The following is a 15,855-nucleotide window of genomic DNA, read 5'->3' as shown; positions in this document are numbered from 1 at the left end:
CCGTTCCGCGTCGGCTGCAGCGGCGCACGACGGCGGGGGCCGCCGGCGCACTCGAGGCGAGGCGGCGGCGTCGTGCGCCGCAAGGGTGCGGTGCGCCACGAGTAGACTCGGTGCGTGACTTCCGAGCCGACCCTTGACGCTTCCAGCATGCCCACCACCCGTCTTCCCGAGCGTGCCGCCGTGGTGGACCTGGACGCGATCCGGCACAACGTGGAGCTGGTCCGCAGGGTTGCCGCGCCCGCCCGGGTGATGGCCGTGGTGAAGGCCGACGGCTACGGCCACGGCGCCACCCAAGTGGCTAGGGCCGCGCTCGAGGCGGGCGCGTCCTGGCTCGGGGTGGCGCACATCAGCGAGGCGCTCGCGCTGCGCGCGGCCGGCATCGACGCGCCGATCCTCGCATGGCTCCACACCCCTGACTCGAACTTCTCCGCGGCGGTGGCGGCCGGCATCGACCTGGGCTGCTCGGGCTGGGAGCTCGAGGCGATCGTCGCGGCGGCGCGCGAGCAGGAGCGGCCGGCCAGGATCCACCTCAAGATCGACACGGGGCTCGGCCGCAACGGCGTCACCGCGGACCGCTGGGAGTCCGTGGTGGGCGAGGCGGTCGAGTACCAGGACGAGGGGCTCCTGCGCGTGGTCGGCGTGTTCAGCCACCTGGCCGTCGCGGACGAGCCGACGCGCCCCGAGACCGACGCCCAGCTCGACGCGTTCCGCGAGGCGATCGCGCTCGCCGAGGACGCCGGCTGCGACCTCGCGGTGCGCCACATCGCCAATTCGCCGGCGATCTTCTCCCGCCCGGACGCACACTTCGACCTGGTCCGCGCGGGCATCGCGATCTACGGCCTCTCCCCGTTCGCGGACCAGGCCTCCGCGGACCTGGGGCTGCGCCCCGCGATGACGCTCCGGGCCACGCTCTCCCAGGCCAAGCGCGTGCCCGCGGACCAGGGCGTGAGCTACGGGCTCACGTACCGGACGCCCTCGGCCGGTGCGCTCGGGCTCGTGCCCCTCGGATACGCCGACGGCGTGCCCAGGACCTCCGAGCGGGGTCCGGTGCGGATCGCAGGGCGCACCTACACGGTCGCGGGCCGGGTCGCGATGGACCAGATCGTGGTGGACCTCGGCCCCGACGCAGACACCGACTCGTTCCTGGGCGCCGAGGCCGTGCTCTTCGGCGCCGGCGACGAGGGCGGCCCCACGGCCGACGACTGGGCCCGCGCCACCGGGACGATCAACTACGAGATCGTCACGCGCATCAGCGGCCGCGTCCCCCGCGTGTACCTGGGGGACGGCGAGTGAGCCCGTCCGACGGCCCGGGCGCCGCGCCCGCGCCCGCGCGTGAGTGGGAGATCGCGTTCGCTCCCGCCACGGCCGAAGAGACCCAGTCGATCGGCGCCGCCCTCGGCCGCGAGCTCGACGCGGGTGACCTCGTGGTGCTCACGGGCGAGCTCGGGGCCGGCAAGACCACCTTCACGCAGGGCCTCGGCGAGGGGCTCGGCGTGCGGCCGGGCATCATCTCGCCCACGTTCGTGCTCGTGAGGATCCACCCCAACCTCGTCCACGGGCCGCGTCCCGGCGGCCCAGACCTCGTCCACGTCGACGCCTACCGGCTCAGCGGCCACGGCGAGATCGCCGACCTCGACCTCGAGAACTGGGCCGACACGGCCGTGACCGTCGTGGAGTGGGGCCGCGGGCTCATCGAGGAGCTCTCCGACAGCCGGCTCGACATCGAGCTGCGCCGCCCCGCGGCGCCCCCGGCGACCGTGGGCCTCACGCTGGACTTCGACACCGAGGACGACGACGAGCCCCGCGTCGTGCTGATCCGTGCCTTCGGCCCGCGCTGGGCCGGGCGGCCCAGCGTCCAGTGGCCGGCCGTCGAGCGGGTCGACCCCGCCGAGGTCGGGTCGTCAGACGAGGGGGTGGCCGAGTGATCCTGCTCGCCATCGATACCTCGGCCATCGCCTCCGCCGCGCTCATCCGCTTCCACGAGTCTTCCGGTTCCGGCGCCGGCGGGGCAGCGGTGCTGGCGTCCTTCGCCACCGAGGACACCCGCTCTCACGCCGAGGTGCTCGCCCCCGGGATCCAGACGCTCCTCGCCGAGCAGGGGATCGCGGGCCGGGAGATCGCGCGGATCCTCGTGGGCGTGGGGCCCGGACCGTTCACGGGCCTGCGGTCCGGCATCGCGACCGCCCGGGCCCTGGCCTTCGCGTGGAACGTTCCGCTCGACGGCGTCATGAGCCTCGACGCGCTCGCGTGGGACGTCGTCTCGGACGCGCAGCCGGGCTCGGAGTTTGTCGCCGCGATCGACGCCCGCCGCAGGGAGCTCTACTGGGCCCGGTACGCCGCCGACGGCACGCTCCTCGACGGTCCCCACGTCACGGCCCCGGACGAGCTCCCCGACCTGCGCGTCTATGGTGCCGGGGCCGGCCTGTACCCGGCGCAGCTCGACGACGCCGGCGCCACCGTCGCCGAGGGCTTCGAGGCCGCCCAGCCGACCGCCTCCTCGCTCGGGCTCTCCGCCGCGGCACGACTCGCCGCCGGCGGCCCGCTGCTGGACACCACTCCGCTCTACCTGCGCGAGTCGGACGCCCAGGTTCCCGGCCCGCGGAAGCGGGCCCTGTGAGCAGCCGAGCGGGCGAGCCCGCCGAGACCCCGGCCTCCGGAGGACCGCGGCGTGCGCTGCCGCCCGGCGTCGTGCTTCGCGACATGACAGAGGCGGACGTACCCGCCGTGCACGCGCTCGAGCGGGCGCTGTTCCCGATCGACGCGTGGCCCGAGCAGATGTTCCGCGACGAGCTCTCCCAGCCCGAGACGCGCCGCTACTACGTCGCGGAGGAGGCTGGGCCGCAGGGGCGCCGGATCATCGCGTACGCGGGGCTCATGTGCGTCGAGCCCATCGCGGACGTGCAGACGATCGCGGTCGTGCCAGAGCGCGAGGGGCGCGGCATCGGCTCGGCGGTGCTGACGGAGCTCATCGCCGAGGCGCGCCGGCGCCGCGCGGCCGACGTGCTGCTCGAGGTCCGCGCGGACAATCCGCGAGCCCAGGAGCTGTACCGGCGGTTCGGCTTCACCCACATCCACACGCGTCGCCGCTACTACCGCGACGGCGTCGACGCGCTCATCATGCAGCTGCCGCTCGCGGCCGCCGGAGCGGAAGGGGAGGCACAGTGAACCGCCAGGAGCCGCTGGTCCTCGGGATCGAGTCCTCGTGCGACGAGACCGGTGTGGGTATCGTGCGCGGCACGATCCTGCTGGCCAACACCGTCTCCTCCTCGATGGACGAGCACGTGCGGTTCGGCGGGGTGATCCCCGAGATCGCCTCCCGCGCGCACCTCGACGCGCTCGTGCCGACCCTCCGCGAAGCCCTCGACACCGCCGGCGTGACGCTCGACGAGATCGACGCGCTCGCCGTGACCTCCGGGCCGGGGCTCGCGGGCGCCCTCATGGTCGGCGTGTGCGGGGCGAAGGCGCTGGCCGTCGCGACCGGGAAGCCGCTCTACGCCATCAACCACCTTGTGGCCCACGTGGGCGTCGGGCTGCTGGGCGGCGGCGCGTATGACGGCGACCTGCCGCCTGATCTGGGCGCCCTGCTGGTCTCGGGCGGCCACACCGAGATCCTGCGCGTGCGCAACATCGCCGGCGACGTGGAGCTCCTCGGTTCGACGATCGACGACGCCGCCGGCGAGGCCTACGACAAGGTGGCCCGGCTGCTCGGGCTCGGGTACCCGGGCGGGCCCGCCATCGACCGGCTCGCGCGCGAGGGGAACCCGAAGGCGGTCCGCTTCCCGCGGGGCCTCACGCAGCCAAAGTACATGGGCACACCCGAGGATCCGGGCCCACACCGGTATGACTGGTCCTTCTCGGGCCTCAAGACGGCAGTGGCGCGGTGCGTCGAGCAGTTCGAAGCGGCCGGCGAGCCCGTGCCCGTGGCCGATATCGCGGCCTCGTTCCAAGAGGCCGTCGTGGACGTCATCACGTCCAAGGCGGTCCTCGCGTGCCGGGAGCAGGGGATCAGGAACCTCCTCCTCGGAGGCGGGGTGGCGGCCAATTCGCGCCTGCGCGAGCTGACCCGGCAGCGGTGCGACGCGGCAGGGATCTCCCTTGAGGTGCCGGAGTTCTCGCTGTGCACGGACAACGGTGCCATGGTGGCCGCGCTCGCGGCCCGGGTGATCATGGACGGGCGCGAGCCGAGCGGCCTCGAGTTCGCCCCCGAGTCCTCGCTCCCCGTGACCACGGTGAGCGTGTAGGGCCCGCCAGACACAATTCGGCAGCCGTGGGGCGCTCCATGCTGGAGTAGCCGGCGCGGGTTGTGCCTGACGGGACGGCCTGCGCCGGATTCCGAGGCCGAGAGTTATCCACATGACCCCGAGACCGCCCCGGCGACGGACCGATCTGGGGAACCATGCCATCATGGGCCTCGTTGCAGATTTCGTTGCCGCCGTCGGCGGAAGCGCGCGCACGCACAAGCTGCGCCAACACTTCACCAAGCGCGAACTCTCACAGGCAGTGGCCAGCGGTGACATCGTGCGGTCTGTCCGCGGCGTGTACGCCCTTCCTGGGCATGACGGCGCGGAGCGCAGAGCGCTCGAGCTGAGTGCCGTGCTCTATCTGCGATCGGCTGCGCAGGCGCATGGCCTTGGCGTCCTTCACCGTCCGCCTGCGGTCGAACTCGCGATTGCCCGCGAGCGCCGAACGCCGAAGGTGGCCGGCGTTGTGGCGGTCCGACGGCTCCTCCCGCCCGAGGACCTGGTTCATCAGGGCGAGATGCGGGCAACGTCGGTGGTCCGCACCGTTCTGGACTGTGCGGCTGCACTGCCGTTCGCAGAGGGGCTCGCGATTGCAGACTCGGCGCTGCGGAGCAGGCTGGTGACCCGCAACGAGCTGCACGTCGCGGCGAACGCTTGGGTGGGCCGCAACCGGCGAGCCCAGCAGCGAGTGCTCCAGCACATGGATGGGCGTGCCGCGAATGCCTTTGAATCGGGACTCCGGGCCGCCTGCATCGAAGGCGGGGTGTTCATGGAGCCGCAGGTCGTGATCCGCACCTCGGGCGGGGATCATCGGGTGGACCTCGCGAAAACCATCCCCACCATGCAGGGGATGAGGTATCTGATCACCGAGGCGGACAGCTTCGAGTGGCACGGGGGCCGCGACGCCCTCCACCGGGACTGCACGCGCTACAACGAACTCGTGCGATCCGACTGCATCGTGCTCCGATTCAGCTGGGAACACGTGATGTACGAGAGACGGTGGATCAGCGAGGTTGTCGCGGACGTGGATCGCGGTCCCGCCAGGCGCAACTCGGGCCTGAAGCGGCAGGCATCCCTGCCCCTGAGCGCGTGAATTGTGCCTGGCGGGACGTTATGGCGATTACCGTCGTGCGCGCCAGGTGAGGAACCACTCGACCCCCGCGTAGACCGCCGCGGCGGCACCGACCCACAGGGCCGCCTGCCCATGGTGGGTCACGGCGAGGACCACGGCGACGATCACCAGGACGAGGATGATCCGCGCGGGGGAGCGCCGCGTGCGCCGGGCGTCCTGACGCTCGGGCACAGTCACCGCCCGAGCGCGGCGTAGCCCTCGCGCATGAGCCGCGCCTCCTCGAGCACGACCGCGCGCAGGTCGCCGCCGTTGGCCTCGGCCACCCGTCGCTGGCGCTGGTACCCGGCGCCGCGCCGCATGATGCCCTCGATGTCACGCAGCTCCGACGAGCAGCCGAGGTCCGCGGCGATCGGTGCCAGCCGGTCCAGGGTCTCCGCGAGGTGCTCGGTGACGAGCTTCTCGTTGCCCTCGGCGTCGAGGATGATGATGGCGTCGAGCCCGTACCGCGCGGAGCGCCACTTGTTCTCCTGCACGTGCCACGGCGGCATGGTGGGGATCTTCTCGCCGGCGTCGAGGGCCCGGGACGCCTCCTCGACGAGGCATTGGGTGAGGGCGCCGATCGCGCCGATCTCCTCGAGGGTGGAGAGGCCGTCGCACACGCGCATCTCGATGGTCCCGAGTCGCGGCACGGGCCGGATGTCCCAGCGGATCTCGTTGATGAGGTCGATCACGCCGGTCTTGAGCATGTCATCGACGTAGTGCTCGAACCCCGCCCAGTCCTCGAACTGGAACGGCAGCCCGGCCGTGGGCAGCTGCTGGAACATGAGCGCGCGCTGGGACGCGTAGCCCGTGTCCTCGCCGCTCCAGAACGGGCTGGACGCCGAGAGCGCCTGGAAGTGCGGGAAGTAGTTCACGAGGGCGTCGAGCACCGGCATGGCCTTGTCCCGCCGGTCGAGCCCGATGTGCACGTGCACGCCGTAGATCACCATCTGCCGCCCCCACCACTGGGTGCGGTCGATCAGCTTCGCGTACCTCTCCTTGTCCGTGACGGGCTGGAGGCGCGGCTGGCTGAATGGGTGGCTTCCGGCGCAGAACAGCTCCACGCCAATCCGGTCTGTGACCGTCCGGACGGCTGCCAGCGACTCGGCAAGGTCCGCCGTGGCGCCGCCCACCGTGTTGTGCACCCCGCTCACGAGCTCCACGGTGTTCAGGAGGAGCTCCTGATGGATCCGGGGCGTCTCGCCGAACAGCTCGGGGTGCTCGGCGCCGAGGCGCTCGAGCACTTGCGGCGCGAGCGAGACGAGCTCGCCGCCGTGCTTGTCCACGAGGGCCAGCTCCCATTCGAGCCCGATGGTGGACTGCTGGGATGGTGCGAAGTCGATCTCCAGTGTGTGACCCCCGGATCGGGCCGGCCGTGGCCGGCTGCGTGCACGAGCGCTCACAGTTTACGGCCAGCCGTCCCCGCGGCACCCGGTGTTGCGCCGAGAGAAGGCTCACGCGGCGCCGGGAGCACAACGCGCCGGGTCACGCCCTGTTGAGGATGGCGCCGATCCGCGCCGAGTCCGGCAGGCATCCGTAGCCCAGGCTGCGGCCCGGGCCGAGCCGGGCGGCGATGAACGCCTCCGCGACGGCCGGCTCCCCGTCTAGCAGGAGTGTGGCCTGGAGCGCGAGCGCGAGGGTCTCGGCGAGCCGCCGCGCCCACGCCTGCGCCTCGTCGGGCTCGCGTGCGGCGTCGGCCATGAGCGCGAGGGCCTGCTCGAGGTGCGCGTCGAGCGCGGCGTCGGCGCCGCGGTGCCGCTCGAGCTCCTCGCCGAGCGCCTCGGTGGCCTCGGGCTCGCGGGTCAGTGCACGCAGGACGTCGAGCGCCACCACGTTGCCCGAGCCCTCCCAGATCGCCATGACGGGCTGCTCGCGGTAGCGCATGGCCAGCGGGAAGTCCTCGGTGTAGCCGTTGCCGCCGAGGCACTCGAGCGCCTCCGCGGCGTGCCCGGGTCCTCGCTTGCACACCCAGTACTTGCCCACGGCCGTGGCGATCCGCGCGAACGCCTGCTCGCGCGAGGCATCGGGTGCGCGGACCACGCCCGCCAGCCAGACGGCGTCGTCCGCGGCCGCGAGCCGCAGCCCGAGCGCCGCCGCCGCCTCGTACTCGAGCGCGAGGTCCGCCAGGACGGCGGCCATCGCGGGCTGGTCCACGAGCAGGCGCCCGAACGCGCGCCGGTGCCGCGCGTGCCAGACGGCCTCCGCGACGGCCTGGCGCATGCCGGCCGCCGTGCCGAGGATGCAGTCGAGGCGGGTCTCGTGGACCATCTCGATGATGGTGCGGACGCCGCGTCCGGCGTCGCCGAGCCGCCACCCGAGCGTGTCCTCGAACTCGACCTCGGCCGAGGCGTTGGCCCGGTTCCCGAGCTTCGACTTGAGCCGCACGAGCCGGAACTGGTTCCTCGTCCCGTCCTCCAGAACGCGCGGGACCAGGAAGCACGAGAGCCCTTCGGGCTCCCGGGCAAGGACCAGGAACGCGTCGCTCATGGGCGCCGAGCAGAACCACTTGGCGCCCGTGATCAGGGCGGTCCCGTCGCCGAGGTCCCGTGCTGCCGTCGTGTTGGCCCGGACGTCGGAGCCGCCCTGCCGCTCGGTCATCGCCATCCCCACCAGGGCGCCGGGCTTGCGGCCCGCGGGTACGAGCCGCGGCTCGTACCCGTCGCCGTAGAGGCGGGGGAGCCAGACGCGGGCGACGTCGGGCTGCCGCGACAGGGCGGGCACCGCGGCGTGGGTCATCGAGACCGGACACGCGTGCCCGGGCTCGACCTGCGCGAACAGCATGAACGCGGCCGCCCTCGCGACGTGCGCGCCCGGGCGGGGGTCCGCCCACGCCGACGTGTGGGCCCCGTGCGCCACCGCGTCCGCGACGACGTGGTGGTAGGCCGGGTGGTACTCGACCTCGTCGAGCCGCTCGCCGTAGCGGTCGAGGACGTGGAGCGCGGGCGGGTGCTCGTTGGCCAGGCGCGCGTTGGCGGCGAACTCGGCCGAGCCGACGAGGCGGCCGACCGCGGCAAGCTCGCCCGAGGCCCAGCTGGCGCCGTGGCGCCGGATCCCGTCGATGAGGGCGGCGTTCGTGGAGAACTCGTCGACGTCCACTCGTGGGGGAGCCTGGTTCAGCATGATCCCATTGGACACCGCGGGAATGAGACGCGGCTACCCCTTGTTATCGAAAATGGTTCTCATCGAATCGAGGAAAGGAGCACCATGAAGGTCCGCAATTCCCTGCGTGCGCTCAAGAACGCGCCGGGGGCACAGATCGTCCGCCGCCGCGGCAGGACGTTCGTCATCAACAAGAAGAACCCCCGTATGAAGGCGCGTCAGGGCTGACCCGGAGGCCACAGGGTCGGCGTGGGGACCGGCGCGGCACTAGCCTTGGTGCCGTGCCGATCCTCAACAAAGACATGACCCTGTGCATCTCCCTCTCGGCCCGGCCGAGCAACAACGGGACGCGCTTCCACAACTACCTGTACGAGGCCCTCGGCCTGAACTGGATCTACAAGGCCTTCGCGCCCACGGACCTCGCCCAGGCGATCGCGGGGGTGCGGGGCCTCGGCATCCGCGGCGCTGCCGTGTCGATGCCGTACAAGGAGGAGGTGATCGCCCTCGTGGACCGCATGGACGGCTCAGCGGCCGCGATCGACTCGGTCAACACGATCGTCAATGACTCCGGCGTGCTCACCGCCTACAACACGGACTACACCGCGATCGCACAGCTCATCACCCGCGCACGGCAGGGCGGGCACGACGGCGCCCTCTCGCCCGAGTGGTCCGTCCTCCTCCGCGGATCGGGCGGCATGGCGAAGGCGACTGCCGCGGCCTTCCGCGATGCCGGCTTCCGCAACGTGACGATCGTGGCCCGCAACGAGGCCGCGGGCCGCGCCCTCGCAGACCTGTACGGGTTCGCGTGGCAGGCCGAGCTCGGCGACGACACCGCCGATGTCCTGGTCAACGTGACCCCGATCGGGATGGCCGGTGGGCCGGACGCAGACTCCCTCTCGTTCCCGCAGGCGGCGGTCGACGCCGCGCGGCTGGTGTTCGACGTCGTGGCCCTTCCGGCGGAGACGCCGCTCATCAGGGCCGCGAGGGCCGCCGGGAAGCCCGTCATCTCGGGGGCGGAGGTCATGACGATCCAGGCGCTCGAGCAGTTCGTCCTCTACACGGGCATGCGTCCGAGCGACGAGCAGGTGCGCGCCGCGGAGGAGTTCATGCGCGCCCAGTGAGTTGGGGGGTCATTTCCCTGCGCTGATGTCCCACGGGCCAACGCGAGGACGTGGACCCCGCAACGGGGCGCCAGGGACCCCGCAACCTCAGAGGGGCTCGACGACGGCGGCCACTCGGTCGTCGCCGATCCGGGTGAGCACGAGGGTGGCGCGCTTGGTGGCGCCCTTGCGCTGCCCGGAGAGCAGGAGCCTGCGCAGCTCCTCCGGGGTGACGGCGGCGCCGCGCTTCTTGATGTCCAGCACCCCGATGCCCTCCTCCCGGACCCACGCCCGCAGCGCCTTGACGTTGTACGGCCGCACCTCGAGCACCCGGTAGGCCTTCGCGAACGGCGTGTCCACGGGCTCGGCGGAGCAGATGTACGCGATGTGCGGGTCCACGAGGTGACCGCCCAGACGGTCCGCGAGCTCGGCGACGAGCCCCGCGCGGATCACGGCGCCGTCGGGCTCGTACAGGAACCCCTCGAGCGGGCCGATCTGGGGCTGCGCGCCCTCGCCGAAGTCAGTCTCGGCGACGAGCTCGGCGGCGCCGTCCTGCCCGAGGAGGAGTGCCGCGCGCCGCACGCTGGGCCGGCGGAGGGCGTTGAAGTACAGGGCGACCTCGGCGACGTCCCCGTTCACGGACACCCACTGCGCCTCGCAGCCGGCGGGAATGGAGGCGTGCGGCATGCCGGGCCCGAGCTTGACGCCGACGGGCAGGCCCCGGGCCGCGAGCTCCTCGACGAAGCTCAGGGGCGGCGAGAATTCTTCGGGGTCCCACAGCCTAGTGGTGCCCGAGGTCGAGGTCTCGCGGCGGGCCGGGTCGAGCCAGACGCCGTCCACGCCGTCGAGCGCCACGGACTCGGCGTCCGCGTGGACGACCCGCGCGTGCGGGAACGGCATGAGGTTCATCGTCGCGCAGGCAGCCGTCGTCTCGTCGAGCTCCACGGCGGTCACCTCGAGGTCGAGGGAGGACATGGCCATCGCGTCGGCGCCGAGCCCGCAGCCGAGGTCCGCCACGTGGCGGACACCCGCGTCGACGAAGCGCCGCGCGTGGCGTGCGGCGATCGAGAGCCGGGTGGCCTGTTCGAGGCCCGCGCGGGTGAACAGCATGCGCGAGGCGAACTCGCCGAATTTCGCCTCGGCGCGGACGCGCAGGCGGGCCTGGGAGAGGACGGCGGCCACGAGCTCGGGGGAGTGCCCGGCCTTGCGCATCCGCGTGCTCAGGGCGAGGGCGTCCTCCTCGCGGTACGGTCCCAGCGAGTTCACGAGGGCCCAGCCCTCCGGCGTCAGCAGCGGCGCCAGCTGCTCAGGGGCGTGGTTGTCATGGGCCATGCCATCCAGCGTAGTGTCCCGGGCGGTCCGCCCCATGCGGTGCCGGATTCGCTAGGGTGGAGCGCATGGAGACAAGCCCCAGCGTCGACCCTGTCCCTGCACGCAAGGAGCCGGCCGGCGGGGGTGCCCGCCTGCGCCAGTACGCCCGCCCCGTCCTCATCGGGGGGATTGTCCTGGTGGTGGTCGGCGTCGTGCTGCTGCTCGTGGTGATGGGCCTGGACGCGTTCAACGCGACGGTCTACTCCGTGGACGGCAAGAGCGTCGGCGACGCCACGGCCGAGGCCCAGTCCTTGAGGGACCAGTTCCTGGTGGCCAAGGTCACGGGCCTCGTCGGCCTGATCGTGGGCGGGGTGGCCATCGTGGCCTCGACCGCTGCCCTGTACGTGACCCGGGGCCTCGTGGCGGAGCAGGACGGCGACGACCTCGGCTACGACGAACTCGCCGGGGAGTAGCGCACGACGGCGCGCTGCCGCCACCGTGTTGGCACTCGCCTTGACCGAGTGCCAACGGGCTCACTAGAGTCACCAGTAGCACTCGGCAGCGCTGAGTGCTAACTGTCAGGCACGCTCCCGGCACCCGCGACGACGGTTGCTTGCCCGGCTCCCCACCCGTGACCCGTTCATGAAAAGGAGAGATCCGTGTCGGTCTCCATCAAGCCCCTCGAGGATCGCATTGTCGTCAAGCCGCTCGAGGCCGAGCAGACCACCGCGTCCGGCCTCGTGATCCCGGACACCGCGAAGGAGAAGCCGCAGGAGGGCGAGGTCGTGGCCGTGGGCCCCGGCCGCGTCGATGACAACGGCAACCGCGTGCCGATCGACGTCACCGTCGGCGACGTGGTCCTCTACTCCAAGTACGGTGGCACCGAGGTCAAGACCGGCGGCGCCGAGTACCTCGTGCTCTCGGCCCGCGACGTCCTCGCGATCGTCGTCAAGTAACGCCGTGCACCGCACCCCGGCCGCCCATCCGCGGCCGGGGTGTTGTGCGTGATTCACCCCTAGGAGTAGCGAATGGCTAAGCAGCTCGCATTCAACGACGCCGCCCGCAAGGCCCTCGAGGCCGGTGTCGACAAGCTCGCCGACACCGTCAAGGTCACCCTCGGCCCCCGCGGCCGCAACGTGGTCCTCGACAAGAAGTGGGGCGCGCCCACCATCACGAACGACGGCGTCACGATCGCCCGCGAGGTCGAGCTCGAGGACCCGTACGAGAACCTCGGCGCCCAGCTCGCCAAGGAGGTCGCGACCAAGACCAACGACGTGGCCGGCGACGGCACGACGACGGCGACCGTCCTCGCCCAGGCCCTCGTCAAGGAGGGTCTGCGCAACGTGGCCGCCGGCGCGGCCCCGGGCGAGATCAAGCGCGGCATCGAGGCGGCCGTCGAGGCCGTCGCGAGCCGCCTCGCGGACAACGCTCGCGAGGTCTCCGGCCGCCACGTGGCCAACGTGGCCGCGATCTCGGCGCAGTCCGAGGAGATCGGCGACCTGCTCGCCGAGGCCTTCGACAAGGTGGGCCAGGACGGCGTCATCACGATCGAGGAGTCCTCGACCACGCAGACCGAGCTCGTCCTCACCGAGGGCATGCAGTTCGACAAGGGCTACCTGAGCCCGTACTTCGTCACGGACGCGGAGCGCCAGGAGGCGGTCCTCGAGGACGCGCTCATCCTCATCCACCAGGGCAAGATCTCCTCGCTGACGGACTTCCTGCCGCTGCTGGAGAAGGTCCTCGCGGCCTCGAAGCCCCTCTTCGTCATCGCGGAGGACGTGGAGGGCGAGGCCCTCTCGACCCTCATCGTCAACCGCATCCGCGGCACGCTGAGCGTCGTGGCGGTCAAGGCCCCGGGCTTCGGCGACCGCCGCAAGGCCATGCTCCAGGACATTGCGACCCTCACGGGCGCGCAGGTCGTCTCCCCGGAGGTCGGCCTGAGCCTGGACCAGGTGGGCCTCGAGCAGCTCGGCACCGCCCGCCGCATCACGGTCACGAAGGACAACACGACCATCGTGGACGGCGCCGGCTCGCACGAGGACGTCCAGGCCCGGGTCGCGCAGCTGCGCGCCGAGCTGACCCGCACCGATTCCGACTGGGACCGCGAGAAGCTCCAAGAGCGCCTCGCGAAGCTCGCGGGCGGCATCGGCGTCATCAAGGTCGGCGCGGCCACCGAGGTGGAGCTCAAGGAGAAGAAGCACCGCATCGAGGACGCCGTCTCGGCGACCCGCGCGGCCCTCGAGGAGGGCATCGTGGCCGGCGGCGGCTCCGCCCTCGTCCACGCCGTGCGCGCCCTCGACGAGGACGCCTCGGTCAAGGCCCTCGCCGGCGACGCCGCGGCGGGCGTGGGCATCGTGCGCCGCGCGCTCGTCCAGCCCCTGCGCTGGATCGCCCAGAACGCGGGCCACGACGGCTACGTCGTCGTCAGCAAGGTTGCCGACGCCGAGGTCAACCACGGCTTCAACGCCAAGACCGGCGAGTACGAGGACCTCATCGCAGCCGGAGTCATCGACCCGGTCAAGGTGACCCGCTCGGCGCTGCGCAACGCGGCCTCGATCGCGGCCCTCGTCCTGACCACGGAGACTCTGGTCGCCGAGAAGCCTGCCGAGGACGCCGACGCCCACGCCGGGCACAGCCACTAAGCTCACCGGCAGGCACAGAACCAGCACGGCACAGAGCCGGCAGGCAGAGAAGAGTACGACGGCGGCCGCCCACCTCACGCACGAGAGGTGGGCGGCCGCCGTCGTGCGTCCGAGCGCGCGGGTGCGCGGCGCGCTCTTTCACATCACGGGGCAACGTCCCTCACAAGATCCGCACAGACTGCCGCGGGGGAATGGAGGGCGGAACAGGCAGCGGAGTGAGGGAGAGTGGGCGCGTGGTGGCCTTGGGGCACAGGACAATGGCGGGGGGCCGCGTCTTCCGGCCGGAGATCCAGGGGCTCAGGGCGGTCGCCGTGGCGCTCGTGGTGCTGTACCACGTGTGGCTCGGGCGGGTCTCGGGCGGCGTGGACGTGTTCCTCATGGTGTCCGCGTTCCTCATGACCGGGCAGTTCGTGGCCCGGCACCGCCGTGGAGAGCCGACCTACCTCGTCAGGCACTGGCTGCACGTGTTCCGCCGGCTCCTGCCGGCCGCGGCGGTGACGGTCGCGGGGACCGTGGTCGCCGCTGTCGTGTTCCTTCCGGCCACCCGCTGGGCCACGGTCCTCGAGCAGGGCGCCGCCTCCCTGGCGTACGCCGAGAACTGGATCCTGCAGCGCGACGCCGTGGACTACTACGCCTCGGACCACTCGGCCGCGAGCCCGTTCGAGCACTTCTGGTCCCTTTCGATCCAGGGGCAGATCTTCATCCTGTTCCCGGTGCTGTTCGTGGCGCTCGGGGCGCTCGCACGGCGGCGCGGCCGCCCGCTCGAGTACGGGGCCATCCTCGCCGTGGGCTTCGGCGTGGTGTTCGCCGCCTCGTTCGCGTTCTCGGTCTGGTACACGGCCGTGGACCAGGAACAGGCCTACTTCTCGCTGCCGGCCCGCATCTGGGAGTTCGCGCTCGGCAGCCTCCTCGCCCTCGTGGTCGATCGGGTCCGGGTCGGAGAGCGCGCCGCGCTGCTCCTCGGGTGGGGCGGCATCGCGGCGATCGTCGCGTGCGGGCTCCTGCTCAATGTCGAGGGCGTCTTCCCGGGCGCGATCGCGCTGTGGCCCACGCTCGCGGCCGCCGCCGTGATCCTCGCCGCCCAGCACGGCGGCCGGTTCGGCGTGCACCGCCTCCTCGCGTCGACACCGCTGCGCAAGCTGGGCGACATCTCCTACGGGCTCTACCTGTGGCACTGGCCGGTGCTGGTCATCGCCCTCACGTGGCGCAACCGCGACCAGGCCGGCTGGCTCCTCGGCACCGCGGTGATCGTGGTGGCGCTCGCGCTGGCGTGGGCGACCACGAGGCTCGTCGACGCGCCCTGGCGGGCGTGGCGGTGGCCCGAGCTGCGGCTTCGGAACGGTTTCGCCGGAGTCGCCGCGTGCGTCCTCGTGGGCCTCGTGCCGATCGCCGCGGTCCAGGGGGCCGTCACCACGAAGGCCACCCAGGCCGAGGCGCGGGCCGGGATCGACAATCCCGGGGCCGAGGCGCTCGACCCCGGCTACGCGGGCCAGGCCTCGCCCACGGCGAGCCTCCTGCCCGTGGCCCAGAATGTGCCCAACGACTGGTACGCCCTGCCGGGCAAGTGCTCGGCGGACCTCAAGGTCCCTGCGTCGCTGACGTCGATCTGCGCCATGAACACGGTCTCCGCGGACGCGTCCAAGACGATCGTCGTGGTGGGCGATTCCCACGCCGAGCAGTGGATGTCCGCCCTCGAGCCGGTGGCCAGCGCCAAGGGCTACCGCGTGGTCTCGCTCCTGGTCGGCGGCTGCGTGTACGCGCCCACCGTCTCGTCGGGCAACGCGACCTGCGACGCGTTCAACAGGGCGACGGCCGCCTACCTTGCGGCGAACCCGCCGGGCACAGTGTTCATGGTCGGCACGGTGGCGGTCCCGTCGTCGTCCGCCGAGACGCTCACGCCGGGCCTCGAGGCGACGGTGGACTCGCTGACCGCGAAGGGGACCAACGTCGTCGCGGTCCGCGACAACCCGCGGTTCACGTTCAACATGGCCGACTGCGTGGCGCGCAACGGAGCCGCCGCGTCGCAGTGCAGTCCTGCACAGTCCTCAGTGCTCGCCGCAGAGGACCCGCTCGAGGCCTTCGCGACGCAGCACCAAGCGCACTATGGCACGCACTTCGCCCAGATCGACATGACCGACCTCCTGTGCCCGGACGGGGTGTGCCGCGGCGTCATCGGCAACACGTTCGTCTTCCTCGACGACAACCATCTGACCCGCACGTATGCGGCGTCGATGTCCGCGGCCCTCGGGGAGCGGATCGCGGCCACCGGCCTGCTGACGTGAGGGGTCAGGCGGTCGACTAGACTGGTCATTTCGCCCAGCCCGAGGAGGCCCCCGCCATGACGTCCGCAC

16 protein-coding genes are annotated in these 15,855 nt (G+C 72.1%); 12 read left to right on the top strand and 4 right to left on the bottom strand.

The window, feature by feature from the left end:
• The first annotated feature begins 147 nt into the window (after window positions 1–147).
• The 6 genes from alr to SCMU_RS14085 all read left to right on the top strand — a co-directional run bounded on the left by alr (window position 148) and on the right by SCMU_RS14085 (window position 5,334).
• Window positions 148–1,293 (top strand): alanine racemase, encoded by a 1,146-nt coding sequence (gene alr / locus SCMU_RS14110; protein ID WP_229229757.1) that lies wholly within the window; start codon window positions 148–150, stop codon window positions 1,291–1,293.
• On the top strand, window positions 1,290–1,925 hold the full coding sequence (tsaE, locus tag SCMU_RS14105; RefSeq protein ID WP_229229756.1) for a tRNA (adenosine(37)-N6)-threonylcarbamoyltransferase complex ATPase subunit type 1 TsaE: 636 nt from the start codon (window positions 1,290–1,292) through the stop codon (window positions 1,923–1,925). The genes alr and tsaE overlap by 4 nt, the downstream gene beginning before the upstream one ends.
• Window positions 1,922–2,617: a tRNA (adenosine(37)-N6)-threonylcarbamoyltransferase complex dimerization subunit type 1 TsaB gene (gene tsaB, locus SCMU_RS14100; protein WP_229229755.1), complete on the top strand. Its 696-nt coding sequence runs from the start codon at window positions 1,922–1,924 to the stop codon at window positions 2,615–2,617. The genes tsaE and tsaB overlap by 4 nt, the downstream gene beginning before the upstream one ends.
• A gap of 83 nt (window positions 2,618–2,700) precedes the next feature.
• Window positions 2,701–3,165 (top strand): ribosomal protein S18-alanine N-acetyltransferase, encoded by a 465-nt coding sequence (gene rimI / locus SCMU_RS14095; protein ID WP_443020327.1) that lies wholly within the window; start codon window positions 2,701–2,703, stop codon window positions 3,163–3,165.
• The gene (gene tsaD, locus SCMU_RS14090) at window positions 3,162–4,241 is read left to right on the top strand and encodes a tRNA (adenosine(37)-N6)-threonylcarbamoyltransferase complex transferase subunit TsaD (RefSeq protein ID WP_338027559.1); all 1,080 of its coding nucleotides are present in this window, start codon (window positions 3,162–3,164) and stop codon (window positions 4,239–4,241) included. Before rimI ends, tsaD begins: the two co-directional genes overlap by 4 nt.
• 163 nt (window positions 4,242–4,404) lie before the next feature.
• Window positions 4,405–5,334 (top strand): hypothetical protein, encoded by a 930-nt coding sequence (locus SCMU_RS14085; protein WP_229229753.1) that lies wholly within the window; start codon window positions 4,405–4,407, stop codon window positions 5,332–5,334.
• 27 nt (window positions 5,335–5,361) lie between these two features.
• On the opposite strand, the gene SCMU_RS14080 is transcribed toward SCMU_RS14085, so the two are convergent.
• The 3 genes from SCMU_RS14080 to SCMU_RS14070 all read right to left on the bottom strand — a co-directional run bounded on the left by SCMU_RS14080 (window position 5,362) and on the right by SCMU_RS14070 (window position 8,472).
• Window positions 5,362–5,550, bottom strand: coding sequence for a hypothetical protein (locus SCMU_RS14080; protein WP_229229752.1), 189 nt, complete (start codon window positions 5,548–5,550; stop codon window positions 5,362–5,364).
• The gene (locus tag SCMU_RS14075) at window positions 5,547–6,701 is read right to left on the bottom strand and encodes a glutamate--cysteine ligase (RefSeq protein WP_443020326.1); all 1,155 of its coding nucleotides are present in this window, start codon (window positions 6,699–6,701) and stop codon (window positions 5,547–5,549) included. Before SCMU_RS14075 ends, SCMU_RS14080 begins: the two co-directional genes overlap by 4 nt.
• A 136-nt stretch (window positions 6,702–6,837) precedes the next feature.
• Window positions 6,838–8,472, bottom strand: coding sequence for an acyl-CoA dehydrogenase family protein (locus SCMU_RS14070; protein ID WP_229229750.1), 1,635 nt, complete (start codon window positions 8,470–8,472; stop codon window positions 6,838–6,840).
• Window positions 8,473–8,556: 84 nt separating this feature from the next.
• On the opposite strand from SCMU_RS14070, the gene ykgO reads away from it, so the two are divergent.
• Window positions 8,557–8,679 (top strand): type B 50S ribosomal protein L36, encoded by a 123-nt coding sequence (gene ykgO / locus SCMU_RS14065; RefSeq protein WP_229229749.1) that lies wholly within the window; start codon window positions 8,557–8,559, stop codon window positions 8,677–8,679.
• Between the two features lie 74 nt (window positions 8,680–8,753).
• A complete protein-coding gene (locus tag SCMU_RS14060; RefSeq protein ID WP_371829674.1) occupies window positions 8,754–9,572 on the top strand; it encodes a shikimate 5-dehydrogenase in 819 nt (272 codons plus the stop codon).
• A gap of 87 nt (window positions 9,573–9,659) precedes the next feature.
• Here the strand turns inward: SCMU_RS14060 and SCMU_RS14055 are convergent, their stop codons facing one another.
• On the bottom strand, window positions 9,660–10,883 hold the full coding sequence (locus tag SCMU_RS14055; RefSeq protein ID WP_229229747.1) for a THUMP-like domain-containing protein: 1,224 nt from the start codon (window positions 10,881–10,883) through the stop codon (window positions 9,660–9,662).
• A 65-nt stretch (window positions 10,884–10,948) separates the two neighbouring features.
• Here SCMU_RS14055 and SCMU_RS14050 point away from each other — a divergent pair, with 65 nt between their 5' ends.
• From SCMU_RS14050 to SCMU_RS14035, 4 genes are all read left to right on the top strand, one after another.
• Entirely contained in the window at window positions 10,949–11,335 is a 387-nt protein-coding gene (locus tag SCMU_RS14050) for a hypothetical protein (RefSeq protein ID WP_229229746.1), read from the top strand.
• A gap of 186 nt (window positions 11,336–11,521) precedes the next feature.
• Window positions 11,522–11,818 (top strand): co-chaperone GroES, encoded by a 297-nt coding sequence (gene groES / locus SCMU_RS14045; RefSeq protein WP_229229745.1) that lies wholly within the window; start codon window positions 11,522–11,524, stop codon window positions 11,816–11,818.
• 72 nt (window positions 11,819–11,890) lie between these two features.
• Window positions 11,891–13,504 carry a chaperonin GroEL gene (groL, locus tag SCMU_RS14040; RefSeq protein WP_229229744.1) on the top strand — a complete coding sequence of 538 codons (1,614 nt, stop codon included), beginning with the start codon at window positions 11,891–11,893 and terminating at the stop codon, window positions 13,502–13,504.
• Between the two features lie 257 nt (window positions 13,505–13,761).
• Window positions 13,762–15,786: an acyltransferase family protein gene (locus SCMU_RS14035; protein ID WP_229229743.1), complete on the top strand. Its 2,025-nt coding sequence runs from the start codon at window positions 13,762–13,764 to the stop codon at window positions 15,784–15,786.
• The last annotated feature ends 69 nt before the right edge of the window (window positions 15,787–15,855 follow it).

It is taken from the genome of Sinomonas cyclohexanicum (genome assembly GCF_020886775.1).
GTDB classification, from domain to species: domain Bacteria; phylum Actinomycetota; class Actinomycetes; order Actinomycetales; family Micrococcaceae; genus Sinomonas; species Sinomonas cyclohexanicum.
The sequence above is the reverse complement of the archived record's forward strand: the minus strand, read 5'-3'. Positions and strand labels throughout refer to the sequence as shown.

What these genes read in the sequence shown, in the direction of transcription:
- SCMU_RS14070 (WP_229229750.1), bottom strand. Translation starts at nt 8,472, where the DNA reads ATGCTGAACCAGGCTCCCCCACGAGTGGACGTCGACGAGTTCTCCACG.
- ykgO (WP_229229749.1), top strand. Translation starts at nt 8,557, where the DNA reads ATGAAGGTCCGCAATTCCCTGCGTGCGCTCAAGAACGCGCCGGGGGCA.
- groL (WP_229229744.1), top strand. Translation starts at nt 11,891, where the DNA reads ATGGCTAAGCAGCTCGCATTCAACGACGCCGCCCGCAAGGCCCTCGAG.
- SCMU_RS14035 (WP_229229743.1), top strand. Translation starts at nt 13,762, where the DNA reads ATGGCGGGGGGCCGCGTCTTCCGGCCGGAGATCCAGGGGCTCAGGGCG.
- SCMU_RS14050 (WP_229229746.1), top strand. Translation starts at nt 10,949, where the DNA reads ATGGAGACAAGCCCCAGCGTCGACCCTGTCCCTGCACGCAAGGAGCCG.
- SCMU_RS14060 (WP_371829674.1), top strand. Translation starts at nt 8,754, where the DNA reads ATGACCCTGTGCATCTCCCTCTCGGCCCGGCCGAGCAACAACGGGACG.
- SCMU_RS14055 (WP_229229747.1), bottom strand. Translation starts at nt 10,883, where the DNA reads ATGGCCCATGACAACCACGCCCCTGAGCAGCTGGCGCCGCTGCTGACG.
- rimI (WP_443020327.1), top strand. Translation starts at nt 2,701, where the DNA reads ATGACAGAGGCGGACGTACCCGCCGTGCACGCGCTCGAGCGGGCGCTG.
- alr (WP_229229757.1), top strand. Translation starts at nt 148, where the DNA reads ATGCCCACCACCCGTCTTCCCGAGCGTGCCGCCGTGGTGGACCTGGAC.
- SCMU_RS14085 (WP_229229753.1), top strand. Translation starts at nt 4,405, where the DNA reads ATGGGCCTCGTTGCAGATTTCGTTGCCGCCGTCGGCGGAAGCGCGCGC.